The 22,469-nt window shown below is 68.4% G+C and carries 24 protein-coding genes; 7 read left to right on the top strand and 17 right to left on the bottom strand.

Annotated elements, in window-relative coordinates; all coding sequences use genetic code 11:
• Positions 1-43: 43 nt before the first annotated feature.
• From IFT89_RS07530 to IFT89_RS07520, 3 genes are all read right to left on the bottom strand, one after another.
• On the bottom strand, positions 44-1,030 hold the full coding sequence (locus IFT89_RS07530) for a YihY/virulence factor BrkB family protein (protein WP_202938642.1): 987 nt from the start codon (positions 1,028-1,030) through the stop codon (positions 44-46).
• A 79-nt stretch (positions 1,031-1,109) separates the two neighbouring features.
• Positions 1,110-1,352, bottom strand: a complete 243-nt coding sequence (locus IFT89_RS07525; RefSeq protein WP_064297084.1) for a DUF3618 domain-containing protein — start codon at positions 1,350-1,352, stop codon at positions 1,110-1,112.
• Positions 1,349-1,801 (bottom strand): phage holin family protein, encoded by a 453-nt coding sequence (locus tag IFT89_RS07520; protein ID WP_192019243.1) that lies wholly within the window; start codon positions 1,799-1,801, stop codon positions 1,349-1,351. Before IFT89_RS07520 ends, IFT89_RS07525 begins: the two co-directional genes overlap by 4 nt.
• Before the next feature lie 168 nt (positions 1,802-1,969).
• On the opposite strand from IFT89_RS07520, the gene IFT89_RS07515 reads away from it, so the two are divergent.
• Positions 1,970-2,884 (top strand): VOC family protein, encoded by a 915-nt coding sequence (locus tag IFT89_RS07515; protein WP_079704870.1) that lies wholly within the window; start codon positions 1,970-1,972, stop codon positions 2,882-2,884.
• The gene (locus tag IFT89_RS07510) at positions 2,881-3,513 is read left to right on the top strand and encodes an alpha/beta hydrolase (RefSeq protein ID WP_124768504.1); all 633 of its coding nucleotides are present in this window, start codon (positions 2,881-2,883) and stop codon (positions 3,511-3,513) included. Before IFT89_RS07515 ends, IFT89_RS07510 begins: the two co-directional genes overlap by 4 nt.
• Positions 3,514-3,530: 17 nt before the next feature.
• Here the strand turns inward: IFT89_RS07510 and IFT89_RS07505 are convergent, their stop codons facing one another.
• A complete protein-coding gene (locus IFT89_RS07505; protein ID WP_192004394.1) occupies positions 3,531-3,995 on the bottom strand; it encodes an Lrp/AsnC family transcriptional regulator in 465 nt (154 codons plus the stop codon).
• A 106-nt stretch (positions 3,996-4,101) separates the two neighbouring features.
• Between IFT89_RS07505 and IFT89_RS07500 the strand changes: the two genes are divergently transcribed.
• Together IFT89_RS07500 and IFT89_RS07495 are read left to right on the top strand one after the other, a co-directional pair.
• Positions 4,102-4,575: a DUF2000 domain-containing protein gene (locus IFT89_RS07500; RefSeq protein ID WP_192004395.1), complete on the top strand. Its 474-nt coding sequence runs from the start codon at positions 4,102-4,104 to the stop codon at positions 4,573-4,575.
• A gap of 59 nt (positions 4,576-4,634) precedes the next feature.
• Complete coding sequence (locus IFT89_RS07495; RefSeq protein ID WP_240043966.1) at positions 4,635-5,333, top strand: Pr6Pr family membrane protein; 699 nt, start codon at positions 4,635-4,637, stop codon at positions 5,331-5,333.
• Between the two features lie 67 nt (positions 5,334-5,400).
• On the opposite strand, the gene IFT89_RS07490 is transcribed toward IFT89_RS07495, so the two are convergent.
• Together IFT89_RS07490 and IFT89_RS07485 are read right to left on the bottom strand one after the other, a co-directional pair.
• Positions 5,401-6,441, bottom strand: a complete 1,041-nt coding sequence (locus IFT89_RS07490) for a medium chain dehydrogenase/reductase family protein (RefSeq protein WP_202938641.1) — start codon at positions 6,439-6,441, stop codon at positions 5,401-5,403.
• Positions 6,442-6,534: 93 nt separating this feature from the next.
• Complete coding sequence (locus IFT89_RS07485; RefSeq protein WP_079704875.1) at positions 6,535-7,080, bottom strand: TetR/AcrR family transcriptional regulator; 546 nt, start codon at positions 7,078-7,080, stop codon at positions 6,535-6,537.
• Between the two features lie 57 nt (positions 7,081-7,137).
• Here IFT89_RS07485 and IFT89_RS07480 point away from each other — a divergent pair, with 57 nt between their 5' ends.
• The gene (locus IFT89_RS07480; protein WP_085512028.1) at positions 7,138-7,623 is read left to right on the top strand and encodes an SRPBCC family protein; all 486 of its coding nucleotides are present in this window, start codon (positions 7,138-7,140) and stop codon (positions 7,621-7,623) included.
• An 8-nt stretch (positions 7,624-7,631) separates the two neighbouring features.
• Here the strand turns inward: IFT89_RS07480 and IFT89_RS07475 are convergent, their stop codons facing one another.
• Together IFT89_RS07475 and IFT89_RS07470 are read right to left on the bottom strand one after the other, a co-directional pair.
• A complete protein-coding gene (locus IFT89_RS07475) occupies positions 7,632-8,393 on the bottom strand; it encodes a YqjF family protein (protein ID WP_202938640.1) in 762 nt (253 codons plus the stop codon).
• Positions 8,390-9,598: an FAD-dependent monooxygenase gene (locus tag IFT89_RS07470; protein ID WP_202938639.1), complete on the bottom strand. Its 1,209-nt coding sequence runs from the start codon at positions 9,596-9,598 to the stop codon at positions 8,390-8,392. Before IFT89_RS07470 ends, IFT89_RS07475 begins: the two co-directional genes overlap by 4 nt.
• 129 nt (positions 9,599-9,727) lie before the next feature.
• Here IFT89_RS07470 and IFT89_RS07465 point away from each other — a divergent pair, with 129 nt between their 5' ends.
• The gene (locus IFT89_RS07465) at positions 9,728-10,711 is read left to right on the top strand and encodes an alpha/beta fold hydrolase (protein WP_202938638.1); all 984 of its coding nucleotides are present in this window, start codon (positions 9,728-9,730) and stop codon (positions 10,709-10,711) included.
• 62 nt (positions 10,712-10,773) lie between these two features.
• On the opposite strand, the gene IFT89_RS07460 is transcribed toward IFT89_RS07465, so the two are convergent.
• The 4 genes from IFT89_RS07460 to IFT89_RS07440 form a co-directional block, all read right to left on the bottom strand.
• A complete protein-coding gene (locus IFT89_RS07460; RefSeq protein WP_202938637.1) occupies positions 10,774-12,237 on the bottom strand; it encodes an FAD-dependent monooxygenase in 1,464 nt (487 codons plus the stop codon).
• Positions 12,238-12,396: 159 nt separating this feature from the next.
• Complete coding sequence (locus IFT89_RS07455; protein ID WP_307783472.1) at positions 12,397-13,038, bottom strand: class I SAM-dependent methyltransferase; 642 nt, start codon at positions 13,036-13,038, stop codon at positions 12,397-12,399.
• Positions 13,035-14,423 carry an alpha/beta fold hydrolase gene (locus IFT89_RS07450; protein ID WP_244650648.1) on the bottom strand — a complete coding sequence of 463 codons (1,389 nt, stop codon included), beginning with the start codon at positions 14,421-14,423 and terminating at the stop codon, positions 13,035-13,037. Before IFT89_RS07450 ends, IFT89_RS07455 begins: the two co-directional genes overlap by 4 nt.
• Before the next feature lie 4 nt (positions 14,424-14,427).
• Positions 14,428-15,624, bottom strand: coding sequence for a DUF418 domain-containing protein (locus IFT89_RS07440; RefSeq protein ID WP_244650647.1), 1,197 nt, complete (start codon positions 15,622-15,624; stop codon positions 14,428-14,430).
• 46 nt (positions 15,625-15,670) lie between these two features.
• On the opposite strand from IFT89_RS07440, the gene IFT89_RS07435 reads away from it, so the two are divergent.
• Positions 15,671-16,249: a TetR/AcrR family transcriptional regulator gene (locus IFT89_RS07435; protein WP_202938636.1), complete on the top strand. Its 579-nt coding sequence runs from the start codon at positions 15,671-15,673 to the stop codon at positions 16,247-16,249.
• Positions 16,250-16,265: 16 nt separating this feature from the next.
• Here IFT89_RS07435 and IFT89_RS07430 read toward each other — a convergent pair whose 3' ends face one another.
• From IFT89_RS07430 to hpaD, 5 genes are all read right to left on the bottom strand, one after another.
• A complete protein-coding gene (locus IFT89_RS07430; RefSeq protein WP_202938635.1) occupies positions 16,266-16,880 on the bottom strand; it encodes a DUF6578 domain-containing protein in 615 nt (204 codons plus the stop codon).
• Complete coding sequence (locus tag IFT89_RS07425) at positions 16,877-18,106, bottom strand: GNAT family N-acetyltransferase (protein ID WP_202938634.1); 1,230 nt, start codon at positions 18,104-18,106, stop codon at positions 16,877-16,879. Before IFT89_RS07425 ends, IFT89_RS07430 begins: the two co-directional genes overlap by 4 nt.
• Positions 18,107-18,206: 100 nt before the next feature.
• Positions 18,207-18,644: an HIT family protein gene (locus IFT89_RS07420; RefSeq protein ID WP_202938633.1), complete on the bottom strand. Its 438-nt coding sequence runs from the start codon at positions 18,642-18,644 to the stop codon at positions 18,207-18,209.
• Positions 18,645-18,988: 344 nt separating this feature from the next.
• Positions 18,989-21,112, bottom strand: coding sequence for a methyltransferase family protein (locus tag IFT89_RS07415; RefSeq protein ID WP_202938632.1), 2,124 nt, complete (start codon positions 21,110-21,112; stop codon positions 18,989-18,991).
• 189 nt (positions 21,113-21,301) lie between these two features.
• Complete coding sequence (gene hpaD, locus IFT89_RS07410; RefSeq protein WP_202938631.1) at positions 21,302-22,441, bottom strand: 3,4-dihydroxyphenylacetate 2,3-dioxygenase; 1,140 nt, start codon at positions 22,439-22,441, stop codon at positions 21,302-21,304.
• Between the last annotated feature and the right edge of the window lie 28 nt (positions 22,442-22,469).

Raw genomic sequence — 22,469 nt, 5'->3', positions numbered from 1 at the left:
ACCATCCGACTAGCTTCTTCTGACAGTTCGCGGGCTGTTTGGGTCAGTCCGTGCGGTCCGCTGCACGCCGGACCCGACGGCCCTCGAGGGCGTCCTTCGCGTCGCGGTCGGCGAGTGCCTTGATCGCGGCGTCCGAGCGCAGGGGCAGCTGCAGCTCCTGCTCCGCGGCGACGCCCGAGGCGAGCTGACGGCCGCGCTGGATCTCGATGTCGAGCTGAGCGCCGAACAGCAGCGCGAGGTTCGCGATCCAGATCCACAGCAGGAAGATGATGATGCCGGCGAGCGAGCCGTAGGTGGCGTCGTAGTTGCTGAAGTTCGCGATGTAGAAGCCGAACCCGACCGAGGCGATGAGCAGGATCAGCAGCGCCGCGAGCGCACCGATGCTGATCCAACGGAACTTCTCCGGCTTGATGTTCGGCGTCGCGGAGTACAGCACGGCGATGACGAAGACGAGCGCGGCGGCCATGACCGGCCACTTCGCGATCGACCAGACCGTGAGGCCCGTCTCACCGAGACCGACCGCCTGTCCGATGGCCTGCGCGACCGGGCCGGACACGATGAGTGCGAGGGCGATCACCGAGATGACGAGCAGGACGACGAGGGTCACGCCGAGCTGCGTCGGACGCAGGGACCAGATCTTGCGACCCTCCTCGACCCCGTACATGCGGTTGAGCGCACGACCGAAGCCGCCGACGTAGCCGGATGCCGACCACACGGCACCGCCGATACCGGCGATGAGCGCGAAGCCGATCGCGGGTGACTCGACGAACTGGTTCACCGCGTCGGTGAGGAAGCCGAGGCTGTCGCCCGGGGCGAGGTTGCCGACGATCTCGAGGAGGGCGTCGGTGCCGTTGCGGCTCTGCCCGAAGAGGCCGAGGATCGAGACGAGCGCCAGGACGGCCGGGAAGAGCGACAGGATCGCGAAGTAGGTGAGCCCCGCGGCGAGGTCGGTGCACTGGTTCGAGGTGAAGGAGTGCAGCGTCCGCTTCAGGACGTAGCCCCAGGGGACGGGGACGCGCTGGGGGTTCATCGTCTCTTCCGCGTGGTCCGCATCGCGGTTCCGCGGATCGTCAGCCGTGCTCCGATCGAGACGGTCCTCTTTGGCGGACTCAGACACGGTGCCCTCGGTTTGCACGCCACAGCAGGACGCCCGCACCGACGACCGCGACCGAGGCGACGACGATGGCAGTGGTGCGCAGGTGGTACGCCACGGCCGTGCGGACGTCGAACTTCTGGAAGAGGAGGTCGAGCGTCTGCGCGAGGTGCTCACGCGTCTGCTCGACGTCGAGCTGCAGGGTGTTCAGTCCGGCGCCCTCGGGGGGAGTGGGGCGGGCGAGATCCTGGTCGCTCATGCTGCGGCCTCCTTGGTGTCGTGCTTCGAGTCGTGCTGCTGATCTGCGAGGTGGTCGCCGGTGAGGGCTTCGACACTGCGCTCGGGGACGGGCTTCGCGCCGGCCTTGAGCTTCTTGACGCCGACGAGTGCCAGGATCCCGGCGACGAGGATGAGGACGACGCCGACGATGAGGGCGGCGAGCCAGGCGGGGAGCACGGTGGCGAGTCCGAGGACGGCGGCCGCGATGAGCGTCCCGAAGCCGAAGAGCACGAGCACCAGGGCGACGACGAGCATCCCCGCGCCGATCCCGAGATCCTTGGCCTTCTTCGTCATCTCCGCCTTGAACAGGGCGATCTCGCCGGTGACGAGGCGGACGACGTCCTCGCGGAGGTCGGTGAGGAGGGTCTTCATGGGAGGAAGTCCGCGGCGACTCCGTCTGCGGTCGGCCGCGCTGCTGGCATCGGTCATGTGAGCACTCTTCTCGTTGTGGTCCTCCAGCCCACACCCCTCGCGCGCGCGAGACAAGGGCTTGACAGGCGTGTCGGCAGATCGCGGAATAGGGCGACCCGGAATTGGTTACATCTACAAGTAAACGGGGTAGCCTGTACCGACCCCCATCACCCGATCGGAGACCGAATGTCCGCTGTGCTCGACGAGCGTCTGCTCGCCCCGGAGACGTCGATGGGCGCGGTCACGCTCCGCGTCGGCGACCTCGACCTCATGTCCGGCTACTACGCCAACGCCTTCGCGATGGAGCCGCTCGAGGAGCGCAGCCGCGACCGCGAGGTGCACCGGGTGCTCGGTCGTGGCGACACCCCGCTCGTGCGGCTCGTGCACACGCCCGACCTGCCGGCCGTCGACCGGCGGCAGGCCGGCCTGTTCCACACGGCGTTCCTGTTCGAGGACGAGTCGAGTCTCTCAGCGACGGTCTATCGGGCCGCGCAGGACCCCCGTGGACAGTTCGTCGGGTCGAGCGACCACTTCGTGAGCGAGGCGTTCTACTTCACCGACCCCGAGGGGAACGGCGTCGAGCTGTACACGGACCGCCCGCGCAGCAGCTGGGTGCGCTCGGGCGACCAGATCGCCATGACCACCACCTACCTCGACCCGAACGCCTACCTGCAGCGGCACCTCACGGAGGACGCCCTCGGCGCCGGGCCGTCGCTGGCCGGTGCCGTCGGGCACGTGCACCTCCAGGTCGGCGACCTCCAGACCGCCCGAGCCTTCTACGTCGACGCCCTCGGATTCGAGACCACGCAGACCGAGTACCCCGGCGCGATCTTCGCCTCCGCCGGCGGGTACCACCACCACATCGCGATGAACGTCTGGAACAGCCAGGGCGCCGGACCTCGCGCGGCCGCCCTCGGCCTCGGCGACGTGTCGATCACCGTCCCCGACCTCGCGAACCTCGATACGCTGGCCGCGAGGCTGCGCGCTCGCACGATCCCCTTCGACGCGGACGGTCGTTCCGTGACCGTCTCCGACCCGTGGGGGACCCGCGTGACGGTGGCCCTGCCCGACCTGTCGACCGAGGAGCTGCTGTCCCGATGACCACCGCACTGCGCGACGTCCGCTCCGCCGACTGGGCCGACGCCGCGTCGTCCGCTCCCGTCGTCGCGGTGCTCCTCCACGGCTACGGCTCCAACGAGCACGACCTCACCGGTCTCGTCGGGCCGCTCGCGCTCGGCATGCCCTGGGTGTCGCTGCGCGCGCCGCTCGAGATGGGCCACGGTGGCGCGGCCTGGTTCGAGATCACGACGCCGGGCAACCCGGACCCGGAGCCGATCGCCCGCGCCACGGACGCCGTCTGGGGCTGGATCGACGAGCACGTGTCGGCCGAGGCGCGCGTCGTGCCCATCGGCTTCTCGCAGGGCGGCTTCATGGCCTCGCAGCTGCTGCGCACGCGACCCGAGCGGGTCGTGGCGCCGGTCATCCTCGCCGGGTTCGTGCTGAGTGCGCCGCAGCCCGGCGACGAGATGCTGGCAGCGACGAAACCCGCGGTGTTCTGGGGACGGGGTCTCGAGGACCGCGTCATCGCCGCGCCGGCCGTCGCGCGCGCCGCAGCGTGGTTGCCGCTGCACACGACCCTCACCGAGCGCACCTACCCGGGCCTCGCCCACGGGATTGACCAGGCCGAGATCGACGACGTCCGTGGGTTCCTCGGCGAGCACGTCGGCTGATCTGTCCCCACAGTCGCTCAGGTCGTCGCCTCCGCGGGCATCACCACCTGCGGTCGCACGTGCTCGTAGACGACGCTCGTCCGGACGTCCGCGACCTCCTCGCGCTCGGTGAGCTTGTCGATGACGAAGGCGTAGAGCGCGTCGTTGTCGGTGACGGCGACCTGGAGCAGGAAGTCCTCGTTCCCGGAGACGACGAAGACGCCGATGGTCTCGGGGAGGGTGATCGCCCAGCTGCGGAACGCGTCGATGTTGACGCGCGACGGCGGTCGGATCCGGATCGCGATGAGCGCCTGGACCGAGCGACCGAGCGACGGCAGATCGACGTCGAGTCGCGCGCCGCGGATGACGCCGCGGCGGTACAGGCTGCGGGTCCGGTCGAGCGCAGTGGTGGGCGAGACGCCGACCGCGGCAGCGATGTCCCGGTTGGTGCGCCGTGCGTCGCGCTGCAGTTCGCGCAGGATCGCCGTATCAAGTTCGTCCATGCGGTCGATTGTGCCAGTTCGTCCGGACGATGTACGGGGTCGAATTCGTTGTGGTGCCGCTCGACATAGCCTGATGGTCGATTCACGTACGACATCAGGGAGAGACATGACGGAACAACAGCTCGTCGGCTTCGCGCCGGAGGAGATCGACACGGCAGCGCCCACGCGGTCCGCCCGGCTGAAATGGGTCGTCGTCGTGCAGCAGGACCTCCCGGCCGGTCGAGCCGTGAATGCGGCGGCCTGCGTCGCTGCGGCGATCGGAGCCAGCGTGCAGGGACTCCTCGGGCCGGACGCCCTCGATGCCGACGGCTCGGCTCATCCCGGACTGCCGTGGGCCGGGTGCAGCGTGTTGTCCGCTCCGGCTGAGCAACTGGCGGCGATCCGGGCCAAGGCGGCGGGCTCGGACGGCGTGCTCGTCGTCGACATGCCGGAAGCGGCCCAGCTCACCCGGGTCTACGACGAGTATCTCGAAGCAGTGGCGGCGACCGCGCCGGACGCACTCGCCCCGCTGGCCGTCGCGCTGGTCGGGCCGCGCAACCGGGTGGATCGGATCGTCGGGCGACTGCCGCTGCTGGCCTGAAAGCGCACGCGTCAGGGCTTGAGGGAGGTGGGGTGCAGCGGGCTGGCTAGGGTTGGCGGGTGAGCACCACCGTCCATCCCCCGCAGGTCGCGCCGTCCGCAGCCGTCGTCACCGCCAGCCGCGTGATGTACCTCCTGATCGCCGTGATCATCGCGATCTCGCTCGTCATCCAGATCGTCCTCGTCATCACCGGCGGCGCCGACGCCCGCTCGGGTGGCGTGGACATGTCCGTCGGACTGGCGACCCGCTTCGCTCGCATCTTCAGTGCGTTCACGATCCTCAGCAACCTCATCGTGCTCGCGGTGTCCGTCCTGCTGGCGATCGACCCCCTGCGTGACGGTCGGCTCTGGCGGGTAGCGCGGCTCGACGCCCTGCTCAGCATCGTCATCACCGGCATCGTGTACGCGGTGGTGCTGGCGCCGCAGGTGAACCTCACGGGGTGGGCGCTCGTCATCACGATCGGGTTCCACTACCTGTCCCCGTGGCTCACGCTCGGTGCCTGGCTCGTGTTCGGTCCGCGTCCGCGCTTCACCTGGAGCACCGTCGCCTGGGCGTTCCTCTGGCCGCTCGCCTGGGTGGTCTTCACCTTCATCCGTGGCGGCATCACCGGCTGGTACCCCTACCCCTTCCTCGATGCGACGCAGCTCGGCTTCGACGGTGCCGTCCGGAACGCGCTCATGGTGCTCGTGGTCGCGATCGTCTTCGCCGTGCTGCTCAAGCTCGTCGACCGGGTGCTGCCCGCCGCGCTCCGCCGCTGAGGTGAGGCACCTGGTCGCCCGGCGGTGTTCCGGGCGACCGAATGCCTCGCCTCAGCGGCGGCCCGACTCACGGGTGCAGGACCACCTTCCCGTTGAGCGTCCGCGACTCGGCGAGTTCCATGGCGGCGACGATCTCGGTGAGGGGGAATCGCGCGGCGATGTTGGCCGTGATGTCACCGTGCTCGAGGAGCCGGAAGACCTCGCCGAGGTCGGCCTCCAGGCGGCGGCGGAACCTGGCGGGACGGAGGCGGTGGCCTGCCCACAGGTCGTAGAAGGTCGAGCTGCGGCCGTTCGGGAGGGCCGTCCAGAGCAGCGCCTGACCGATCGCCAGCAGGAACGGCGCCATCAGCGGTCCCGTGCCGCCCATCGTGGTGATGATCGAGTAGGTCACGAGCGTGCCGCCGCGGGCGAGGAGCCCGAAGGCCGTGCGGGTCGTCTCGCCGCCGACGTTGTCGAAGACGGCGTCGACCCCGTTCGGCGCCAGCTCGCGAACCCGTGCGCCGAGCTCGGGGTCCGCGTAGTCGACGGGGATGACGCCCGCCGCGCGGAGTGCCTCGTGATGCCGGGGCGACGCCGCACCGATGACCCGGACGCCGTGGAGTCGCGCCAGCTGGATGAGGATTCCGCCGACGCCCCCGTTCGCACCGAACAACAGGATGGTCTGGCCCGGCTGGACACGCGCAGCGCGATGCAGCATCTGCCACGCGGTGACGCCGTTCACGACGACCGTCTCGGCGTCCTCTGAGCTCACCCCGTCCGGCACGAGGATGCTGTCGCGCGCGGCCACGACGGCGTGGGTCGCCCAGGCGCCCGTCTTGGTCAGGGTCGCGACCCGTTTGCCGATGAGGGTCGCGTCACCTCCGGTGCCGACCTCGAGCACCCGTCCGACGAGGTCGTATCCCGGGACGAACGGGAACGCCGGCTGGCCGAAGTACCGGCCCTTGCGCATCGACTGCTCGGCGAAGGAGACCCCGGTGGCCTCCATCTCGACCAGAAGCTGGCCGGCGTCGGGAGTCGGCGTCGGCACGGTGGCCAGTTCGAGGCCGGACGGCTCGACGAGGCCCGGCAGGACGGCCTGGGTGGTGGTCGCGGATGGTGTGGTGTGCATGATGTGTTCCGATCTCGTGATGGTTGTGTGTGACTGAACAGTCACAACTGTGGGTACGAAAAACAGCAGGTGCGGTCGGTGGCTCTGAGTCGATCAGTCGTGCCGGATGCCGTGGTCGACGACGCGCGCCCAGTCGGCGTCGACGTCGCCGAGGCCCGCCTGTACGACGAGGTGACAGAGCTGCCCGTAGGCGAGACTGCGCTGGACGGCGCCGGCGTCCGCCCCGGAGTCACGGGACATGACGCGCACCACGAGTGCGAGCCCGGAGCGGACCGCCTCCTGGATCTCGGGGACGTCGCAGGCGCTCTGTGCGTGCACCTGGAGGGCGATGAGACTGCGGTCGCGGATGAGCTCGATGTACGCCTGGGTCATCGCGTCGAGCTTGTCGTCCGGGCTCCACTCCGGGTGGTCCTCGACGGCCGCGGACATCGCGTTCGCGACCTGCTCGTAGCAGTGCTCGACCGCGGCGACGAAGAGGCCGAGTTTGCCGTCGAACAGGCGGAAGACGTAGGCGGGGGAGATCTTGGCCGCAGCAGCGACGTCCGCGACGGGGGTGGCGCGGTAACCGGCGATCGAGAAGACCTCCACCGCACTCGCGATGGTGCGGACGCGTTGGTCCTCGGCGGTCGATCGGCTCATGTGACTGATTGAACACGAACAAGTGACGCCCGTCAAGCACCCGTGTCAGGATGGGGCATGCCCGTCGTCGAATCCCGCTGCACCGTGCCCGTCCCGCCCGACGTCGCGTTCGCGATCTCCCAGACCACCGGCGAGACCCGGATGCGCTGGGATCCGTTCATCCGGAGGCAGTACTTCCTCGACGGCGCGAAGGAGGCCGCCAAGGGCGTCCGCACCTTCACCGTCCAGCGGTTCGGGTTCCGGATGGTCAGCGAGTACGTGTCGTACCACCCGCCGACCAACGTCGGTATGAAGATGACGAAGGGCTCATGGTTCTTCGAGCGGCTCGCCGGCGGCTGGCGCTTCAGCCCGGTGGAGGGCGACGACCAGCGCACCCTCGCCGTCTGGCGCTACAACTTCACGTGCAAGCCGCGGTGGCTGGCGCCGATCGCCGAGCGCATCGGTGCGATCGTCCTGCAGCGCGACATCGACCGCCGCATCCGAGGCTTCGCGCGCGGCTGTGAGGATCCCGCCGTGCTCGCCGCGGTCGCTGCAGCGGACTGATCCGCCACTCAGCGGGCGAGGAACGAGCCGATGCCGAATCGGGCGGTCACGCCGGGGCTGAAGAGCACCGAGTCGGGCTCGTGCTCGACGACACCCGGGAGGCCCGCCGCCGCGCAGAGCTCGTCGCGCAACGAGGTGACGCGCGCCGGGTGGAGCACCCAGGGTTCGTGCTCGTTCGGCAACCACTGCGTCCGACCGAAGCGGCTCTGGAAGAGCCCCCACCGCGCCGTCAGGAACTGCGACAGCTCGTCGTCGACGGTCGTCGCGCGGTCGACATCGACGCCGAGCTGGAAGCCCGGACCTCGTGTCGTCGGCGACGTCGTGATCCGCCGCGACGCGTACTCCCAGCCGTCGTCCGTCGGTCGCTGCGCGGTCCGCGCCCACTGGTAGGGCAGGCCGAACATCGCGCGAGCCGCGAGGACCGCCGGCAGGCTCGACGCCTCCAGCGACCGGAACACGACGCCGCGACGCCCCTCGCTGTCGACCCCGTACAACCGGACGTTCACCTCGGTGAAGGAGCCGCCGATGGGCGACGGCGGCAGCGGACCGATGCGGGCGTCGCCCAACTGGAAGGCGATCAGCCCGACCCAGGTGGAACCGTCGAAGACGTCGGGGACCACCCCGGGCGGGAGCAGTGGCGCGACGGCGCTCGCCGGGACGCGCCAGTGGACGAACGCCAGGTCCCGCCACTCCTGCGCGGCGACCACCGGGCCGGACAGTGCCGGTGCGGTCACGGAGATCGCAGCGGGCTTGCCGGTGGAGGTCGTCATGCCAGGTGCTCGTACTCGGGCAGGTCGATCTTGTCGGCCGGCGGGGAGAACAACTGCGCACCGACGAGCTTCGCCGGCTTCGACCCGGCCACGCGGAGTGCGGTGCGGAACGCCGCGACGCCGGCTTTCGAGGTCGGGTTGGCGAGCTGCGGCGCACCCGGCGGCAGCGACTGGGCCTGCTCGACGTAGGGGCGCATGATCCGTTCGTACCCGCGGAAGGCGTCCCGGTGGTGCACGTGCGCCGCCAGCTCACCGGCCAGCACGTAGGCGCCGACGATCGACAGGCTCGTCCCCATGCCGCTGACGGGCGACGCGCACCAGGCCGCGTCACCGAGCAGTGCGACCCGTCCGGATGCCCAGCGGGGCGTCCGGACCTGGCCGATGGACTCGTAGTAGACGTCGTCGCTGTCGTCGAGATGCTCGAGGATCCGGTTCGCCTGCCAGGGGAGTCCGACGAACCGGTTCCTGAGATGCCGTCGCTGTGCGTCGAGGTCGCGGCGCGCGGGGACGACGCCGTCGCCGCGGTCGGACGTGACCTCCGTGAGGACGGCACGGGTGGTGCCGTGCCGGTCGGGTCGGAGCGTGACGCTGCGGCCGCCGACGCCCGAGTACCACTGCCACCACGGTACGTCGGCGTCGTCGCGCGGAATGGTGAGGTACGTCATCTCGAGCCCGAGGGACCGGGTCACCGCCTCGCCGGGGAAGGCCAGCTCACGCGTCGACGATCGGATGCCGTCCGCCGCGATCACGAGGTCGAACGCCTCATCCTCGCCATGTGCGAAGGACACGAGGACCCGTTCACCGTCGTCGTCGAGCCCGGTGATGTGGTCGCCGTACCGATAGCTGGTGGTGCTGTCCGTCGCGTCGATGAAGATGCGGGCCAGGTCGCCACGGAGGATCTCGACCTCGGCGGTCGCGCCGTCGGTCTCGGAGTCCGACACCGGGAACTCGGCGATCGTCTCACCGGCGTCACCGACGAACCGGGTGCCGCGCTCGCCGGTGGTCGCCTCGCGTGCCGCGTCCTCGAGGCCCGCGCGTCGCAGGACCTCGCGAGCAGCGCCCCGCACGTCGATGTTCTGGCCGCCGTCGCGGAACGCCGGCGCGCGCTCGACGACCGTCGTCTCCCAGCCGTAGCGGTTCAGCCAGAACGCCAGGCCGGGGCCGGCGATGCTGGCTCCGGAGATCAGGACGCGGGGAACGGTCATCGTGGTGCCACCTCTCAGGGAGCGTGGGATTGCCGCTCCGGTCGCCTCCATCATCGCGCTCGCCGATCCGAATCCCGCATGGTTGACAGCTCCGGCGGTGCAGACGCCGGCCGCTTGTACGCTGGGGGCATGTCGAGGATCGAACGCAAGCGTCGCAAGCGGAGTGTGCGGGTCGATCGCGTCTACGACGGCGATGTCTACGTCCGGGTCAACTCCGTGGGATCCAGCGGCGATCGCTCCTTCATCCTCATCCCCGGCATCGGTGTCTCGTCCACGTACTTCGAGCGCCTCGCGCCGCACCTCAACGAGTTCGGGCCGGTGCACGCGCTCGACCTCCCCGGCTTCGGCGGGGTGCCGCACCCCTCGTCGACGCTCACGATCCGCGAGTACGCGGACCTCGTCGGTCGGGTCATCGACGAGCTCGATCTGAAGGACCCGATCATCGTCGGCCACTCGATGGGCAGCCAGGTGGTCAGCGACCTCGTCTCCCGGCGCCCCGAGCTGTCGACTCTCATCCTCATCGGCCCGGTCGTCGTGCCGGGTCAGCGCCGGGTGCTCACCCAGGCGGTCCGCTTCCTGCAGTCGAGCTGGCACGAACCGCTCACCGTGAAGGTCCTCGCCGTCAGCGCGTACGTCTTCTGCGGCTTCAAGTGGTTCTCGCGGGTCCTGCCGGAGATGCTGACCTACCCGATCGAGGAGGCCCTGCCGAAGGTGCAGGCGCACACGCTCGTCATCCGTGGCGAGTACGACGCCGTCGCACCGCGCGAGTGGGTGGAGCGGGTCGGAGAACTCCTGCCCTCCTCACGCCTCTGGGAGATCCCCGGCGCAGCGCACTCCGTCATGTACGCGCACGCCGAGGAGGTCGCGAAGCTCTGCGTCGACCACGCCAGGCGCACGGTGGCGGACGGCGACGACGACCGACTCCGGGTCTACCCCGAGGACTCGGACGGGAGCGACGACAAGGAACCGGAGGCACCGCAGCCCGCGGCCATCATCCAGGCCGTCGGAGGTCGGATCGAGGAGACGATCGGGATCGTCACCGACGACGACGACCGCGTGGCCGAGGGGAAGTCGCAGGTGGCCGACGCGGTCGCCTCCATCGACCACGACTGAGCGCTCGCTGAGTTGCGGCGGATCGTCGCTCAGCCTCGGGCCGGGCGACGAACCGCCTCACCTCACCGTGTCGGCTCGCCGAACCAGCGCCGGAGGGCCGGTTCGAGTGGTTCCCGCCCGTCGGCCAGCCAGACCACGTGGCCATCCGGGCGCAGGAGCGCCGCCGTGGCCGCGAGCTCCGGGGTCGTGGTGGCGACCCGGTCGACGCGGTCCGCCCAGCCGGACAGCCCGTGGGTCCCGGTCTGGTCGAGCAGGAGTCCGCGACCCTCGTGGAGGAGGGTGAACAAGCGCCCGCCGTCGACCAGGGGGAGGTCGTGGAGCCGTCGACCGAGCAGCGACCCCTCGTCCGAGCCGCTGTCCACCGCTGCGCCGGGACCTCCGACGTCGTATCGGACGCCGGTGGACGCGATCCGCTCGCCCAGGAAGCGGGCCACGTCGTCGAACCGCATCAGCTCCGAGAACAGCCGACGCACCGCCTGCGGGCCGGGGTCGGGGGACAGGAGGACGCTCTGCGCTCGGGTGAGCGTGAGGACGTCGTCGGCGACCGGGCGGCGCTCCGTCGCGTAGGTGTCGAGGAGGTCGGCCGGTGCCCAGCCGGCGAGCTCGGCGGCCAGCTTCCATCCGAGGTTGAACGCGTCCTGGATCCCGAGGTTGAGGCCCTGCCCGCCGAGGGGCGGGTGCACGTGGGCGGCGTCGCCGGCGATGAGCACCCGGCCGACCCGGTAGTGCTCGGCGAGTCTCGTCGCATCGGTGAAGCGCGACAGCCAGCGCGGGGAATGTGCGCCGAAGTCGGTCCCGGCGAAGCGCTCGAGCCGGGCCCGGAACTCCTGGATCGTTGGAGTCGCCAGGCGTTCGTCGGCGGGGGCGTCGGCGGGCGCCACCGCGCGGAAGAAGCCGTCGGACACCGGTCCGATGCCGAAGCCACGGTGCGTCTTCCGGACCTCCTCTGCGATGGCGGCGACCTCGTCGGCCGGGAGGGTGACCTGGATCTCCCCGAGCATCCACTCGGTCTGCGCGGGCTCGCCTGGGAAGCCGATGCCGAGGATCTTCCGGACGGTGCTCCGCCCGCCGTCGCATCCGACGAGCCACCGTGCCCCCAGGCGCTCACCGTCGTCCAGCTCGACGGTGACGCCGTCATCGTCCTGTTCGAGGCCGACGAGTCCGTTCCCGCGACGCAACTCGGCACCGAGCTCGAGCGCGCGTTCGGTCAACAGCCGATCGGTGACCGGCTGCGGGAGACCGAGGACGTAGTCATGCGCGGTGTCGAGCGGTGCGGGTCGCGGCGGGACGATCCCGGCGAAGTGACCGGCGGCGCCCGGGTACCGCGTGCCCTCGGCGAGGAACCGGTCGAGGATGCCGCGCTGGTCGAGGATCTCGATGCTCCGCGGGTGGAGGCCCAACGACCGCACGGCAGGGCTCGGCTCGGCGTCCCGCTCGAGGACGAGGACGTCGACGCCGTGGAGCCGGAGTTCGGCTGCCAGCATCATGCCGGTCGGGCCGCCACCGCTGATGATGACGTCATGCATGAGGACCCCGTTCTCGCGGTCGGAGGCGACCGCGGCCACCCATTCTGGAGGCCGGAGGGGGTCTTGCGGCAAGCCCCGGTGCCCGGCATACTCTGGAAATGCAGCGGCAGTGAGTTGCGGCGGATCGTCGCTCAGCCTCGGGCCGGGCGACGAACCACCTCACCTCACCGCGTCGGCTCGCCGGGCGAGGATCGCTCCGTGTGGTCGCTGGTCGAGGCTCGTCCTGGCGTGTGTCTCGACGATGTCGAATCCCGCCCGGCGCACCCGCTCGGCCAGCTCCATGACCGGCCAGCGATAGGCCGTCATCACGGCATGGTCGAACGCTTCGACCGATGCCCCGACGAAGCAGCCGATCAGCAGTTCGCCGCCCGTCCGGAGCACGCGAGCGAATTCCGTGAGCGGGACGCCGATCGTGTCGGGATGGTGGTGGATGAGTGAGTACCAGGCGAGCACGCCACCCACCGATCCGGTCTCGGCGTCGAGGGCGTCGAGGGTCCCGAGGTCGAACCGGGCCCCAGGGTGGTGGGTCCGGGCGTGCTCGATGAACTCCGGGACCAGGTCGATGCCGCGCACGTCGAGGCCGCGCGAGGCGAGGTAGGCCGTCCAGTGCCCTGGGCCGCAGCCCGCGTCGAGTGCCCGCCCGTCGATGCGATCGGCCCAGGAGGTCACGAGCTGGAGGTCCGAGGGGTGAACCGAGGCCATCGAGCCGAGGAGGTCGGCGTACTCGACGGCTCGGCCCGAGTAGGCCGTGCGGACGACGACGGGCGACTCGGGACGTGCCGTCCGTGGACCGTCGGTCACAGCGTCGTCAGGAACGCGCGGATGTCGTCCGCGAGGAGTTCCGGTTGCTCGTGTGGAGCGAAATGGCCGCCTCGGGGCATGGTCGTGAACCGTCGCACGTCGTAGCTCCGCTCGGCCCAGCTGCGCGGCGGGCTCGCCAGGTCGTGCGGGAAGAGCGCGACCGCGGTCGGCACCTCGACCCGGTCGACACGCGTCGTGATCCCGGTCGCGGACTCGTAGTACGGGCGGAGCGAGGTGCCGATCGCGTTCGTGAACCAGTAGACGGAGGCGAGTGTCGCGAGGTAGTCGTCGCTGAACCGGGACGACACGTCGCCGCCGCAATCGCTCCAGGCCCGATGCTTCTCGAGGATCCACGAGAGCAGGCCGACAGGGGAGTCGGACAGTGCGGGAGCGAGCGTGAGCGGACGCGTGTGGTGCTGATGCTCATACGCGCCCTCCTCGGCGTCCCAGGCCTCGACCCGGGCGAGATGCGCCTGCTCCTCCTCGGTGAGCGTCTCGGCGTCGACCTCGAGCGGCGCGGCGACCGCGAGGAGGTGGATGCCGGCGACCGCCTCGGGGTGCGCCTGCGCGAGCCGAGAGGTGATCCCGGCCCCGAGGTCGCCTCCATGGGCGGCGTACCGGGCGAAGCCGAGGTGATCGTGCATGAGCGTGTGCCACAGCTCGTGCGTCTGATCGCCGAAGGTCGGCCGTTGCGGCGAGAACGGCAGGCCGGGCAGCGCGGGCACGATGACGGTGACGGCGCTCGCCGGGTCTCCGCCGTAGTGGGACGGCGTCGCGAGGCGTCTGGCGAGTCCGACCAGTTCGAGGGCGGTGCTCGGCCAGCCGTTCGTGAGGACGATCGGGATCCCGCCTGGAGCCTCGGCGTCGAACCGGAGGTAGGCGATGGTGGCTCCATCGATCTCCGCCCGGTGCCACGGCAGGGCGTTGACGTCCCGCTGCTGTGCCGCCCAGTCGAAGTCGTCCGCCCAGTACGTGACGAGCCGCCGCAGCTCGTCCTGGTTGGTGCCGGCTTCCCAACCGGCGGTCGGCCACCGGTCAGGCCAGCGGGTGTCGCGGAGTCTGCGGCGGAGGTCGGCGAGGTCGTCGTCGCTGACCTGCAGGACGTCCTGAGACCGCGTGACCCGGTAGCGGCGCTCGATACCGGCCGTCGCTCGTCCCCAGTCGCTCGCGGCGACGCGGGCCTGGTGTGCCGCGAACGACTCGTCGTCCTCGAAGACCTCGGCGACGTCCCAGACGAGCGGGTCGTCCGTCGGCGTCACCTCGAACGACACGCACCCCGGTTCGGCGCGGGTGAGAGCGACATGCTCCGGCAGATGGGTCTCGACGATCGCCACATCGGTCGGTGTCGCGCAGATCAACTGGCCGGTCAGGTGCACGGTGGTCATGGTCTCACCGTAGCGAGGGTCGGCCCTCCGGCTGCTTCGTCCCGAGCTCCGCGCCGCGTTTCCAGAGCCACTCGACGGGGCCGAGCGCGAACCGCCGGAGCCAGAGGTGGGCGAAGCCGGTGACGAGCGCGGCGATGACGACGAACGCGGCGACGGAGACCGGGACGCGCCACGGGGCGGTGAGTTCGGCGAGGCCGAAGCCCCAGCCGTAGAAGATCGCGCCGCCGAGGAGGTTCTGGAGCAGGTACGCGCTCAAGGCGACCTTGCCGAGCTCGCGCAGGCGCGAGGCGATCCAGCGGTCGGTGCCGAAGCGACGACAGAGCTCGACGGTGGCACCGAGGATGCCGAGCGCCACGAGCGGCGCGGCCAGGTAGCGTTCGGCGAGGAGTCCCGCCGTGCCTCCGGCGATGCCCAGCAGCAGGTCGACCGGCAGCGCGCAGGCACCGATGATCATCAGGCGGCGTCGGAGTCGACCACCGGTCTCACCGAAGACCCCGGCCTGGAAGAGGTGTGCGCCGGCGAGGAACATCGCGAGCGTGAGGAATCCGATCAGCACGGGCTCCGCGCGGAAGACCCCCACGTTGTCGAGCCGGAAGATCGCCAGGCCGAGGAACGATTCAGTAGCGTACGGGCTCGCTCCGGCGGGGAGCGGGAGGTCGCCCGACACCGCCGGCGTCGTGGCGATGAACGCGACGATCGCGCTGATGAGGAGGACGTGGAGTGCGCCGAAGACGGCGATCATGGCGCGCTGGGCGCGGGGCCTCGTGAGCAGGAGCCAGGCGACGATGGCGCCGGTGACCGCATAGCCCATGAGGACGTCGAACTCCGCGATGAGGACGTAGTTCACCGCACCGTCGATGAGGAGCAGGGTGGCGCGCCACAGGTACCGGCCCGGCCAGCGCTGCTCGCGTCGGCGTGCAGTGGCGTGCTGGATCGCGAGTCCCGCGCCGAACATCAGGGTCAGGAGGGCGAGGAACTTACCCTGCGTGAGCGCCATGAGGGCGAGCTGGATCGTGCCCGCGGCGGGGCCGGTCTCCGGCGTCACCGGGGCCGAGAGCATCCCGAGCAGACCCCAGGGGTGCGAGAACACCCAGATGTTCGTGCCGAGCGTGCCGAGGATCGCGAGTCCGCGGACCACGTCGAGTGCGGCGATGCGTCGGGAGGTCGGCAATGATGGCGGCAATACGCTCGTATTGGTCATGTGAAGACCGTACCCTGTCGAGTGGGCGATGGCGAAAGCGGAGGCGATGACCGAGCAGGACACGAACAGGGATCGGATCCTCGATGCACTGCTGCGGATCATGGCGTCGCGCGGTGCCGATGCGCTGACCATCCGCACGGTCGCGAGCGAGGCCGGTGTCTCCGTCGGCGCGGTCCAGCATCACTTCCCGACGAAGGACCGACTGGTCGTCGCGGCGATGACCGAGGTCAACGAGCGGTTCCGTCGGCGTGTGGCAGCACGGCTCGAGGCGGTGAACTCCGAAGAGGAACGACTTCGGATCTTCTGTCGTGAGATCGCCTGTGTCGAGGGTGACGACCTGACCGACGGGATCGTCTGGGTCGCCTTCGCCGCTCGGGCGAGCACCGAGACCGAGGTGCGCGCGATCCACGCTGCTGACTGGGCCCGCACCGAGGAGGTCCTCCTGCGGCTGCTCGTCGCCGCGTTCCCGGAAGACGGCCTGGCCGCGGACGATGCGGCACTCCTGCTGGCGGTGCTCGACGGCATCGCGGTCGCGCGAGCAGCGGAGCAGTCGGACCGGATGACCCCGGAGCGCGCCGAACGCCTGATCGACGCGACGCTGCTGGGCCTGCGCCGCGCGGACTGAGCCACGCCGGTCCGGCTCAGTCGACGTCCAGTTCGAGCTCGACAAGGTAGCCGACAAGTCGTAGTTCGACCTCGCCCGGTGGTGGGATGGTCCCGCGCGCTGCATGTGCTTCGGCTTCCGCGTCCGCGGCCGCCTGTTCCGCTGCTCGCGCTGCTGACCGAGCTCGTGCTGCCGACCGGGCGTCGGCGCCCTCGACCCCGCGCCGGGGCGGAATCCGAGGCGTCTCCTCCACGATGGGCGGCCCTGGCACAGTTTCATGGTGCGTCACGAACGGGGAGTGCGGTACGCCGATGTACACGCCGCTGCCTGGGGGACCGATCAGTCGCCTCGCCGCAGGCAGGGCTCCGAGTGGCAACGGAGGGCGTTCGGTGTAGACGAGGCGCGAGAGCACGGACACCGTCGACAGCCTCGACAGCGTGCCCGTCAAGCACTCCGGAGCGGGGTCCTCCTCGTGGTGCCTCTCGACACCGTCGATCCGCGCCGCGAGATCGGCCCCGATCTCATCGATCAGCCAGGTCCGCTGTCCGTCGTCGACGGGCCAGACGGACAGGGTCGCCTGCTGCCCGGTCGCCAAGGGGCCGCCGCAGCAGCGCCACTCCCAGCGGGTGAGCCAGAGGGTCCGCAGCGTCATGCGCCCACCTCCGTGTCCGGGACGTCGACATCGAGTTCGACGAGATAGCCGACCAGTCGGGGTTCGACCTCGCCCGGTGGTGGCGGGCCGGTCGTCTGCGCGGCCCGAGCGGCAGCTTGTGCCGCCTGCGCCGCTGCGCGCGCTGCCGCTGCCGCTGCCTGCGCCCCTGCTTGGGCGTCGGGGTGATCGATGCCGCGCGTGAGTGGGATCCGCGGTGTCTCCTCGACGACGGGCGGGCCGGGGACGGTCTCGTGGTGGGTGACGTACGCGGAGGGTCGCATCTCCGCGAACCACGCGCTGTCTGGCGAGCCGAAGAAGCGAGCCGGGGCGGAAGAGACTCCGGGCGGTAGCGGTGGTCGCTTGGTGTGGATGCGGCGCGAGGGTATCGACACCTTCGACAGCTTCGCCAGCCTGCCCGTCAGCCGCTCCGGTGCGGCGTCCTCCTCGTGGTGCATCTCGACACCGTCGATCCGCGCCGTCAGATCCGCCCCGATCGCCTCGGTCAGCCAGGTCCGCTGTCCATCGTCGACGGGCCAGACGGAGAAGGTCGCCCGTTGGCCGGTTTCCAACGGCCCGCCGCAACAATCCCACTCCCAGGGGCTGAGCCAGAGCGTCCGCCGGATCATCCGTGCCGACTCGGGGTTGGTGGGTCGCAGGCGCGAAACCAGCTCGGTCGTGGGCGCGGTCAGGACGCGGAGGGCGATCGCGTCGCCGGGCATCGGTACACGGCCGAGCTCGCTGAGCCCCCAGCGGTGGTACATCGCTGCCGCCTCGGTCGCGCGCTCGTAGACGCCGATGACCGTCTGCGTCTCGGATCGGTCCTGCAGGACGGCGGCCAGGCAGCCGCGGGCGATCCCACGTCCGCGCTGATCCTCAGCGACGGCGAGTTCGTGGACGACGACGGCGTCCGCCGGACGCGCGAGGGCAGCCGACGCGGTGCTGCTGGAGTCGGCCAGCTGCGCCAGGATGCCGAGCCAGGCCGGGTCGGCGTCGAGGCCGTGGGCGAGCACGAAGCCCACGACCCGGCCGTCGACCGTGGCGATGACGAGGCGTCCGCCGCGGTGGCCGAGATGCTCCGGGCCCCACTGCCGGATGGTCGCGAGGTCGATCGCGTCCTCGTTGTAGGGCTCGGCGGTGAACGCCGCGACGAACAGCTGCGTCACCTCACCCCACACCTCGTCGGGTGCGGATCCGGTGAACGAGGTGTAGCCGACCGGGCTCATCATCCAGCCAGCATAGGGAAGTGCGTGCGGCATCGAGCCCGCGAAGTGAGGCAGATCGTCGCATGAGCGGCGAGCGTGCGACCGTTCGACTCAACTCAGTGCGTCAGCCCGGCGAGTCGAGTTCCGTGCTCAGGGCGGCGCGTTCAGCTGCGTCCAGCTGGACGAGTGGATAACGGCTCGCGTCCTCACGGAACTCATAGCCGTCACCGGTGGCACGCGGAATGACGTGGAGGTGGGCATGGGGGACGCCCTGGTCCGCAGCCGCGCCGTTCGACATCAGCAGATTCGTCCCTTCGACGGCATCTCCGAAGACCTTTCGAATCGCTCGATCCGCGCGCTGCGCGACGACGGCCATCTCGCTGATCTCCGTGGGATGAAGTGCCGCGAGATCCGCCGCGTGGCGCGTCGGCAGGACGAGCACATGGCCACGATTGATCGGGTGCCGGTCGAGGACAGCGATGACACCGGTTCCCCGAGCGACCACGTCGAACGTGCCCTCAGTGATGTTCGTGCAGAAGTCACAAGCGTCGTCCGCGTTCATGGGGCTGACACTAACTGACTTTAATCTTCTCGCTGACTTGACCCCGATGTCGTGAACTGACCTGTGGTCGGTCGGACACTTCGGCGCTTTGCCGCCATGTGTAGAGCGCACACGTGCCGACAGAGCGCGACGGGCGGCGAACTGCTCGCGGGCAGCTCCTCCGCTCCCGATGTCGGACAGGGAGGAGCTGCCAATTGAACATCGGGTAGTTATGGCCTTCTCCGCCTCTATGAAGTTGCTCGAGCACCCAAGCATGCGCAGGAAACGAGTCAGCCAGCCGCGCCCGCTCGCAGTCGGCTTCGTGGCGGCCTCACTTTGTCCTCGGCCGGCTCCGGACTACATGACTAGTCTGTTTCTCCGGCCGCATTGAAGTAGACGGACCGCGCCAAATCCGTGGGGACGTAGACGCGACGACTGCTTGCATCTTGATTGCGCTGGATTAGGCCACGTTCGTCAAGGTTTTTTGCTCTTCTTCCGACAAGTTGATAAGAGCAATCCAACTCCTCTGCGACATCGCTGGGATTCAACGGCCGGCCTTCGGAGTCCAGGGCTTGCAATATACCCAGCTCCACCGCCGGAAGCAAAGATGAGTCCGAGACTGAGCGCAGCACTGTCTCGTACTTTCGGGACAGGTTTATTACGGTGCACGTGCCAACGCGGCAAACGGGGCAGAGCATTCCGTAGGCGCGAAGGGCACTCAGCTGTTCGACATCCTGGCGGGCGCCGCAACTATCACAGGTGATTTCTTGATTCGTTCGCACGTAAGCGTCTAGCAGCGGCGTGTAGTCAAAAACGCGTTCGGCATAATACTGCCTGTAGCGCTTCTCTCTTGTGCCACGAGGGCGACCAAACTCGATAGTCCTAGCCTGGCACAATCCATAGTTCAACGAGTAAACTGCGACCTTATTTCCATCACGGTCGCTCATGACATAGTACTTCGTTACGAAGAAATTCAACTCCAGGCTATTAAGCAAACTCTCTCGGTCCACGCTAATGTGGAAGTGACTAGACGGAGCTCGTCCTTCCAGCTCACGCAAGATGCTCACATCGCTATTTCGGAGACTGCGGGCTTTCGCGACAAGGCTGTCCAAAAGGTCTTTCAAGCTGAATATCGAAGACCTCTCTTCAAAGCTCTCATTGAGAAACTTATTCATCTCAAATGCCGCTGCAATCTTCTCCTCATAGTAACGGCGGGCGGCATCTCGTATAACGCCAGAGCCGATGATCTTCCCGTAGAGAAGGGCCGATTCGTACGCAAAGTACAGAAGCCAACCGAGGTTTCGAGGATTTGCCATTGTTGCAAAGAAGAGCTGGCGCCAGAGTTCATCTCCGGATGCCCCATCAAAATACCGCCCAGCGGGCACTGCTCCGAAATGCTCGAGTCGCCGCAGAATGAGGCGCCTAGTGAAGTCGACAGCTTTCTCCTCCATGGCGACTAGGTCGGAGGTGCCGTAGAGATTGAAGAGGTCCAGGTTAATCTCGTCGGTCTTAGTCTTGTCAATCTCGCCGTAGTATATACGCGTCGGATACGCAGCTATTTTGAATTTGATCAACTCGTCTGACCAGTTGTTCAAGGGAGCAATCAGTGCATCCACAACGACTCGCATGGCTGGCTCCGGCAGCTCGGAGAAATCGTCCAGAAACACGTAAAGGTGTTTGATTCCACACAACTCGAGAATCTTCTTTAGCTCAGTGATGTACTCGCGCAAGTCGAAAACACGCATGAGGATATCTGCTTGCTCGAACTCCTCTTCCTTCGTGCTAGTTCTGGATTTTGTTGAAGATAGAGATGCCTCCAGGTCTGCTTGGGGGCTAACGGATGCCGCAGCTTGAGCCCCTATGTGCAGATTTGACTCGTGGGAATTGACGCCTTCGGCTCTGGATCGCTTCGACTGAACGTAGGCTCCGACGATGCTTTCATATCGGACAGTTGCTGCTTCTGCGGTGAGTTTATCGAGTCCTCGAAAAAGCTCGCCCATGGTTCCGCCAAACTTGAGTTTTACGCGTTCCCAAAGCTTGGTCTTGACTCGCTTCTCAATCTCTTCGCGAATCGATCCGATAATTGTCGAAACGAACTGCCGATTCAGCAAGAATCGTTCCAGAGCATCCTGGGAAAGCACGCCCTGGAAGGATTCGGCAGACGCGAGGGCGGCTCCATCGACTCGCGAAGACTCAAAGACACTCTTAATGTCGACGTAGGCCGTCGCTACATCTGACCGCTTTCTTAGCTCGTATTGCGCTCGTTGAAAGACCGTCGATTTCCCCGTGCCCTTGCGGCCCACCAGAAAAGTGGTATTTGGCTTGAGCATCGTTTGCAGGACGTGCTCATTTGGCAGAGGATCGACATACAAAGCCTCGATCAGCTCGGCTCCGTTGTCCCCAATGAGCTCCGCGCGGCGATACAGCTTGAGGGATTGCGCTGCGTCCCTGAATGCGTCGAGCGCTTGATTGTCTGGCGTCTTTGGCAAAATCGTCCTAAGTGTTCGTCGAAGCGTCTTACGTCACTCTTTGAAGTATCGTAGCGAAGATCGCCGTTGTTCGGCGGCGCACATCTTGTTCGATATTGGTCGGGACGCGACTCGACCGGGTACCCACCCATTGCGTGAGGCTCGCTCATGCAGACGTAGCGCCGTTTCCACAGCTCACTTCTGAAGCCGTCAGAGCGTGTTGCCGAGCTTGAAGCCCTGCGCCTCATCGCCCTTGCGGGTGTAGGAGAAGCCGTCGGCACCGATGGTGACCTCGAGCTCGGAGTCATCGGTCCGGGAGGCCACCGGCTTCGGCTCGCCGTCGAGGTCGAGGACGAGCGACGCTTCCGTGTACCAACTCGGCACGACGGCGTTGCCCCACCAGTCGCGACGCTGGTTGTCGTGCACGTCCCACGTGACCACCGGGTTGTCGGGGTCGCCGGTGTAGTAGTCCTGGGTGTAGATCTCGATGCGGTGGCCGTCGGGGTCGCGGATGTACAGGTAGAACGCGTTCGAGACGCCGTGCCGGCCAGGGCCGCGCTCGATGACGTCCGACATCCGCAGTGCGCCGAGCTTGTCGCAGATCGCGATGATGTTGTGCTTCTCGTGCGTCGCGAACGCCACGTGGTGCATGCGCGGTCCGTCGCCACCCGTCATCGCGGTGTCGTGCACCGTCGGCTTCCGGCGCATCCAGGCCGCGTACGTCGTCCCGGCCTCGTCCTGGATGTCCTCAGTGACGCGGAACCCGAGGTCCTCCATGTACGCGACCGCGCGCGGCACGTCGGGCGTCACCTGGTTGAAGTGGTCGAGCCGCACGAGCGCGCCTGGCGTGTACAGGTCGTAGCGCCACGCCAACCGCTCGACGTGCTCCACGTCGTAGAAGAACTCATAGGGGAACCCGAGCGGATCCTCGACGCGCACCGAGTCGCCGATGCCTTTCACATAGCCTTCGGCCCGACGCTCCACCCGGCACCCGAGCTCCGTGTAGAAGGCGACCGCGCGGTCGAGGTCCTCAGGACTCCGCACCCGGTAGCTGAACGCGGCGACCGCCGCCACCGGCCCCTGCCGCAGCACGAGGTTGTGGTGGATGAACTCCTCGAAGCTCCGCAGGTAGACGGTCGTCTCGTCCTCCTCCGTGACCACGAGGTCGAGGACGTCGACGTAGAACTTCCGGCTCGCGGCGAGATCCGTGACGACGATCTCCATGTACGCACAGCGGAGGATGTCCGGCGGGGTGGCGGCGGGCGTCGGGATGCGGTTCACCGGCACGGCGATCGGGTCGGCGGCGGTCACGACGGGCTCGGCCGACGACGGGGTGATGGGGTTCGACATGATCTGCGTCCTTGCTGATCTCGGTTGC

The organism is Plantibacter sp. CFBP 13570 (assembly GCF_014841395.1).
Lineage (GTDB): Bacteria > Actinomycetota > Actinomycetes > Actinomycetales > Microbacteriaceae > Plantibacter > Plantibacter auratus.
This window is presented reverse-complemented; position numbering and strand designations above follow the sequence as displayed.